We start from the raw sequence: 6,577 nt of genomic DNA, 5'->3' as shown, positions 1-6,577 counted from the left end.
CGCCCCCGCCCCCCCCGGGCGCCGCCCGCCCCCCCCCCCCCCCCCGGGGGGGCGGGCTCGCCACCGAGCGCGCCCGCCTGCCCGCCCACCCTCGCAAGGAAGACCCCCCGCGTGACCCGTCAGGCATCCGGCCCCGTCCAGGAACCCGTACGTCGGGAACCTTCGGCCCCACCGTCCACGTCCTGCTCCGCCGCTCGCTACGCCCTGCTGCGCACCCCCTCCTACCCGCAGTCCCGCGCTGCCGCGACCCTGGCGTCCGTCTCCCTCTCCGACGGCTTCCGGGCCGAGGACGCCGAGGAGTACCTGCGCGGGCTCTGCGCCGACCCCGTGCTGCGCGAGGCGATCGCCCTGGCGAGCCCTGCGCTGGACGATTCGCTGCGACGGCTGGAGACCGGAGCCGGTCTGACGGATCGTCAGCTGCGCCGCACTGTACGGTCAGTCACCTCCTACCTGATCCGGATGTCCAGCAGGCCGACGCCCTTCGGGCTGATGGCCGGGGTCTCGGTCGCGGAGGGGGGCGCCGCGCGGGCGAAGGTCAGGCAGGGCGACGCCCACCGGCGCGTCGTGCGGGTGGACCGTGCCTGGCTGCACGGATACCTCCGCCAGTTCCTGGCCCACCCCGCCGTCGTGTCCCGGTTGACCGTCCGGGTCAACAACCTGTGCTTCGAGCGGGCCGGCCGGGTCGTGCTGCCCTGGGTCGAGGAGAGCGGCGCGGATGCCGGCTCCCCCGAGCTCTCGGTGCGCTGCACACCGCCCGTCCAGGTCGTCCTGGCGGCCGCGGGGCGGCCCGTCGCCTTCGCCCACGTCGTCGAGCAGTTGCGCGAGGCCTTTCCCGCCGCGCCGACGGAGAAGTTCGAGGCGATGCTGCGCGAGCTGATGGACAAGGAGCTGCTCCTCACCGATCTCTTCCCGCCCCTCGGCGAGCCCGACGCGCTCGGCTGCGCCCGGCGCCTGCTCGTGCGGTGCGGCCTGACCGACCGGGCCGCCGAGTTGGACCGGGTGCAGGCACTGATCGAGGAGTACGCCGCCCGCGCACTCGGCAGCGGTGCCGGCGACCAGGCGCGGGTCGTCAGCGCCATGCGCGCGCTGCACGAGTCCGAGCACTACCTGCACGTCGATCTCCTCCAGGACACCGAGGTGCAGTTGCCCACCGAGGTGTGGGACGAGGTGGCGGCCGCCGCCTCGGTGCTGTGGCGCCTGTCGGCGGCCGAGATCCCGTGGCACTTCGAGGAGTACCGGAACGACTTCACCGAGGCCTACGGCTTCGGCCGGCCGGTCCCGCTCACGGAACTGCTGGACCCCGAGCGGGGCCTCGGCGCCCCGGCGGGCTACCGGCTGCCGAAGGAGGCGAGCCGGCCGGGCAGCCCGGCGCCGCACCGGGATGACCACGGGGCCGACCTGCTGGCCCTCGTCCAGGAGGCCATGCTGCTCGGGCAGCAGGAGATCGAACTCACCGACGAGTTGGTCGACCGCCTGGCCGACGGCCCGCAGCAGGAGCTCCGGGTCTCCCTCGACCTCGGGGTCAGCCTGCTCGCGAGCAGCGTCGAGGAGATCGACAGCGGCCGGTTCCGCCTCGTCCTACCGCCGATCTTCGCCGGCGACCGGGCCGGGTCGGTGCACGGACGCTTCGCCTACCTGAGCCCGGACCTCACCCGCCAACTCGACGAGGTGAAGCGGCACACGGCCGACGGGGCGGACGGCACCGTCTGTGCGCAGCTCGTCTTCACGCCCCGGGCGGGCAGGGCGATCAACGTGGCGCAGGTGCCGCAGCTGTCGGGGCCGAGTGTCACGGTCGGGGTCCTCGGCCCCGAGCACGCCGATGACATCCCCTTGGACGACCTCGCCGTCGTCGCCGACCAGAACGGGCTGCACCTGTTCTCGCTCAGCCGGCGGCAGCGCGTCGTCGTCCAGCCCTTCAACATGCTCAACGCCCGTACGCTGGCGCCGAACATCGCCAGGTTCATGATCGAACTCTCCACCTTCTCCCAGACCCAGTGGAGCCCGTGGCACTGGGGCATCGCCAGGGCCCTCCCGTTCCTGCCCCGGGTGCGCTACCGGCGCACCGTCCTCGCACTGGCCCGCTGGCGGGTCCCGCACGCCCTTGCGGTCAGCGACGCCCCGTCCGCCCAGTGGCAGGCGGAGTTCGCAGCCTGGCGCCGCAGTTGGGCCGTCCCGGACTTGGTGCAGGTCTCCCACGACGACCACCGGATCCCGCTGGACCTGCGCTGCGAGCTCCATCTCGACCTGCTCCGGCGCGAGTTGCGGCGCCGGCCGCAGTCGGCGCTGTTCGAGGTCGTGACGGCCGATCCAGACACCGACTACGGCTGGCTCGACGGACACGCCCACGAGCTCACCCTCTCCCTCCTGCCGCACGGCCGCGAGGCCGCGCCCCGAGCGGCGACACCCACCACCGCCACCGCCACCGCTCCGCTCCGGGTTCGGACGGCGGACCTGCGGCACCAGCCCGGCGGCGCCTGGATCTACGCCAAGATCTACGCCACCCCCGAACGCCAGGACGAGATCCTGACCCAGCAGCTGCCCGTCCTCCTGGCGCGCTGCGCACCGCTCCTGGACCGGTGGTTCTACCTCCGCTACCGCGATCCCCAGCACCACCTGCGGCTGCGGCTGCGGGCCGCGGCGCAGGCCGACACCGGCCCGCTGCTCGACGAACTCCACACCTGGTTCCGGGACTTGCGCGGCGCGGGCCTGGCCGGACGGCTGACCCTGGACGGCTACGACCCCGAGGTCGAGCGGTACGGCGGCCCGGACCTGATGCCCTACGCCGAGCGCGCCTTCCAGGCGGACAGCGAGGCCTCGATCCGGCTGCTGCGCGTGCTGCCCGTCGCCCGACGGGAGGCCGGCCCCGAACTGCTCGCGGCCGCAAGCACTCTCGACCTCCTCGCCTCCCTCGGCGCCGAGGACTGGCAGCACTGGCTGCTCCGCACCCACGAGAAGACCGGACACCACGAGGCCTTCCGCAGCCGGCGCGCCCAGGCGCTCGGACTCGTCGACCCTGACGGACGGTGGGACGGGCTGTCGGCCGCGCCGTGGGGCCAGGAGGCGCTCACGGCCTTCCACCTGCGCAGGTCGGCCCTCCACACCTACCAGCAGCAGCTGGCACGGCACTTGGACGCCGGCACCAGCTGGTCCACCAGGACGACCGTCCATTCGGCCCTGCTGCACATGCACCACAACCGTCTGCTGGGCACCGACCGCGCACTCGAGGCGCGCGCCCTGGCCGTGGTCAGAGGGGTCGTCGAGGCCCACCTGGGCCGCACGAAGGCGGGCAGCCGATGACCGCCCCCACCGCTCTCCAGCTCAGGGCCGCGGAGATCGCCGAGGCGCTCGCCACCCGACTGGCGGATCCTGCCGGGGTCGCACGGATCTGCGCAGCAGAGATCGACCGTCCCGCCGCCGGTGTCGACCGGCCGTGGGCGAGCACCTCGCTCGCCGACGGGTACCCGGGCATCGCGCTGCTCTTCGGCGAACTCGCCGTGCACGACAGCTCCTACCGTGCCGTCCTGCGCGGCCACGTCTCGGCCGCCGTCGGCGAGTTGGCCGTCACGGCACCGCCGCCGACGGAGGGGCTGCACTCCGGTCTGCTCGGCGTCGGCCTGTGCGCACGCTCGGCCAGGTCGGCCACCGGCGACTTCCAGAACCTGGTCCGCAGTCTCGACGGGCACATCGTGGCCGGGGTGCTGGCCAAGGCGTCGGCGGAGGTGGCCAGGTGCGACCAGGGCATCGCGGGTACCACCTTCGGGGCCTACGACGTCATCGGCGGCCTGGCCGGAGCCTCCCGCTACCTGGTCGGCGCCGGCGACGATCCCCGGTGCGCCGAGGCCGCCGAAGCGGCCCTGGAGGCGCTGGTCCGGATCACCGAACCGGTCCCGCACGACGGAACGGTGGTGCCCGGTTGGTGGGTCCACCACCCGGCGACGGCCAGTGAGGTGGCCGCCGGGCAGGCCGGTAGCCACCTCAACCTGGGGCTGGCCCACGGCGCTGCGGGAATCCTGGCCGCGCTCTGCCTGGCCCAGCAGCACGGATTCGAGGTCGCGGGGCAGCGCACGGCCGTCGAGCGGCTGGCGGACTGGCTGGTGGGCTGGCGCGCTGCGGGCGCGGACGGCGCCCAGTGGCCCAACACCGTGTCGCTGGCGGAGGAGTTGGACGGGAGTTCACGCTCGCTCGCGCGCCCGGACCGTCGGGCCTGGTGCTACGGGACCCCCGGCATCGCACGGGCCCTCCAGCTGGCCGGCACTGCCACGGGCCGCGCGGACCTGACCGAACTCGCGGTCTCCGCCCTGGTCGCGGCGGTCCCGCTGCACCTGACCCGGCACCTGTCCGGGGACGCGAGTCTGTGCCACGGCCTGGCCGGGCTGCTGGTCATCTGCGAGGAGATGCGGCAGAGCCGGCCGGATCCCCGGCTCTCGGCCCTGTCGACGGCGCTGGCCGAGGCCCTGGTCGACGACTTCCGTCCGGAGAGCGCATTCGGCTACACCTACGACGCCGCGCCCCAGGAGGTCGCCGCGAACCGCCCCGGTCTCCTCATGGGAACCGCCGGCGTCGCGTTGAGCCTGCTGAGGTTCGCCACCGGGGCACGCGCCGGCGCCTGGCCGCAGGCCCTCCTGCTCTGCTAGCGCGGTCCGCTCCGCTCGCGCTTGCCCGCCCGTGCTTGCCCGCCCGTGCTTGCCCATTGGCGCTTGCCCGCCGGCGCCTGTCCGCGCAGGGCACTCAAGTTTGGCTGTCGGCACGACAGTCATCGCGGCACCGCCCGGTGCCGTGTTCTTCCCACACACACCCATCCACCTCAGGAAAGGCACCACACCATGAGCATCCTCCTCGAAGCCCCCGTCGCCGCCGAGATCGACATCTTCGACCTCGACCTGGTGATCGCCCCCGCCTCCGGCGACGTCCAGGGCGCCGAGATGGGCCTGCCGGGGCCGATCAGCGGGGCGATGTGCACCACGGGCAACGGGTGCTACACGCTCGCCAACACCTGCTCCAGCACCTGCAAGTCCTCGTGCGGCAGCTTCGGCCAGACCGGACGGCCCTGCCGCTGCTTCTGACGGGTGTCCAGTCGATCCGGCGGGGTCCCGCGTTCCTGCGGGGCCCCGCCTCCCCTCCCCGACCAGGTGAGTTGTGACCATCAGTGACAGACGCGTGATCATCACCGCGTCGCAGCAGCGCAGGGTCCGTGACACGGTCGCGGCCGTCTCCCGTCGTCTCGCGGACCCGTCGGCCGTCGCCGGCGCGGTGGAGCTGACGCACACCCGGTCCGGCCATCCGCAGGTCAACCAGTGGCGCTCCGCCTCGCTGGCCTTCGGGGACGCCGGACTGGCCCTCGCCCTCGGCGCGGTCGACGACGCCCACCCCGAACTGGAGTTGGACACCGCAGGCCGCCACTACCTCACGCGCGCCGTCTCGGACGTCCGCACGAGCACGCCGGTCTCCCTGTTCGACGGTGTCGCCGGCCTGATGGCCGCGACCAAGGCGCTCAGCCGCGGTGGCACCCGCTACCGACGGCTCGACGAGAGCCTGGCCGCGTGGTTCCCGACCGCCGCGCAGGCGGCACTCGACCACGCCCTGCGGGCCGTTGACGACGGTGGCCCGACCATGGCGTACGACCTGGTCAGCGGGGTCTGCGGCCCGGCGGCCCTGCTCCTGTCCGACCCGCGGCTGCGCGACCGGCACGCAGGCGACCTGCTGCGGATCCTCGACGTGCTGCTCGACCTGCTGGGACACCACGAGCCGGGACAGGGCGAGTTGGAGCACCACGAGTCGGCACACGGCGAGTTGGGACACCACGAGCCGGGACACGGCGACCGCCCCCGCATCGTCACCTCGCCCCGCTTCATGCTGCCCGAGGCCCGACCGCGCTATCCGCACGGAGCGGTCGACCTCGGCCTCGCCCACGGCCTGCCGGGGGTGCTCGCCACTACCGCCCTCGCCCTGCGCCACGACGACCTCCCCTGGCCCGACCCCCTGCGCGCCCGACTCCTGGCCCGCCTCGACCGGGAAGCCCGCTGGCTGGCGCAGCTCGCCCACCGCCTCCCGGACCTCGGCGCCTGGCCCCAACACATCGGCTGGGCACCGGAACCGGTCCCGGACCAGGGCGCCCACACGGCCGGTCCCACCTGGTGCTACGGCTCGGCCGGCCTCGCCCGTGCGCTCTGGCTGGTCGCGCAGGCACTCGACGACGCCGGCCTGCGCGCGCTGTCCCTCGACATCGCCCGCGCCGCAGCCTCCCGAGCCCTGTCCGGCCTGCGCTCCCCCACGCTCTGCCACGGCACCGCGGGCACCCTGCTGATCATGTGCCACTTCGCCTGGGACACCGACGAACCGCTGTTCCGGGAGGCCGTGCACAGCCTCACCGACGAGCTGCTCGCCGCCTACGACCCGGCATCGCCCGTCGGCTACCGGGACATCGAGAACGACGCACGCGCCGTCGACAACCCCGGCCTGCTGACCGGGGCCGCGGGTGTCCTCCTCGCCCTGCTGACAGCAGCACGCGAGGCTCCCGCCTGGTGGAGCCGCCTCTTCCTCCTCGACTGAACCGCTGTCGACCCCGCCCTCCCGGAGC

General features: G+C 74.0%; 4 protein-coding genes. All 4 read left to right on the top strand.

All coding sequences use genetic code 11. The features are described 5' to 3' along the window. The first annotated feature begins 111 nt into the window (after positions 1-111). The 4 genes from ACFW1A_RS13320 to ACFW1A_RS13305 all read left to right on the top strand — a co-directional run bounded on the left by ACFW1A_RS13320 (position 112) and on the right by ACFW1A_RS13305 (position 6,549). On the top strand, positions 112-3,297 hold the full coding sequence (locus ACFW1A_RS13320; protein ID WP_380408307.1) for a lantibiotic dehydratase: 3,186 nt from the start codon (positions 112-114) through the stop codon (positions 3,295-3,297). Next, entirely contained in the window at positions 3,294-4,634 is a 1,341-nt protein-coding gene (locus ACFW1A_RS13315; RefSeq protein ID WP_380408305.1) for a lanthionine synthetase C family protein, read from the top strand. Before ACFW1A_RS13320 ends, ACFW1A_RS13315 begins: the two co-directional genes overlap by 4 nt. A gap of 189 nt (positions 4,635-4,823) precedes the next feature. Further along, positions 4,824-5,063 (top strand): hypothetical protein, encoded by a 240-nt coding sequence (locus ACFW1A_RS13310; RefSeq protein ID WP_380408303.1) that lies wholly within the window; start codon positions 4,824-4,826, stop codon positions 5,061-5,063. Between the two features lie 94 nt (positions 5,064-5,157). After that, positions 5,158-6,549, top strand: a complete 1,392-nt coding sequence (locus tag ACFW1A_RS13305) for a lanthionine synthetase C family protein (protein WP_380408301.1) — start codon at positions 5,158-5,160, stop codon at positions 6,547-6,549. Positions 6,550-6,577: the final 28 nt, after the last annotated feature.

This window comes from Kitasatospora sp. NPDC058965, assembly GCF_042741245.1.
In the GTDB taxonomy this organism is placed as follows: domain Bacteria; phylum Actinomycetota; class Actinomycetes; order Streptomycetales; family Streptomycetaceae; genus Kitasatospora.
The sequence above is the reverse complement of the archived record's forward strand: the minus strand, read 5'-3'. Positions and strand labels throughout refer to the sequence as shown.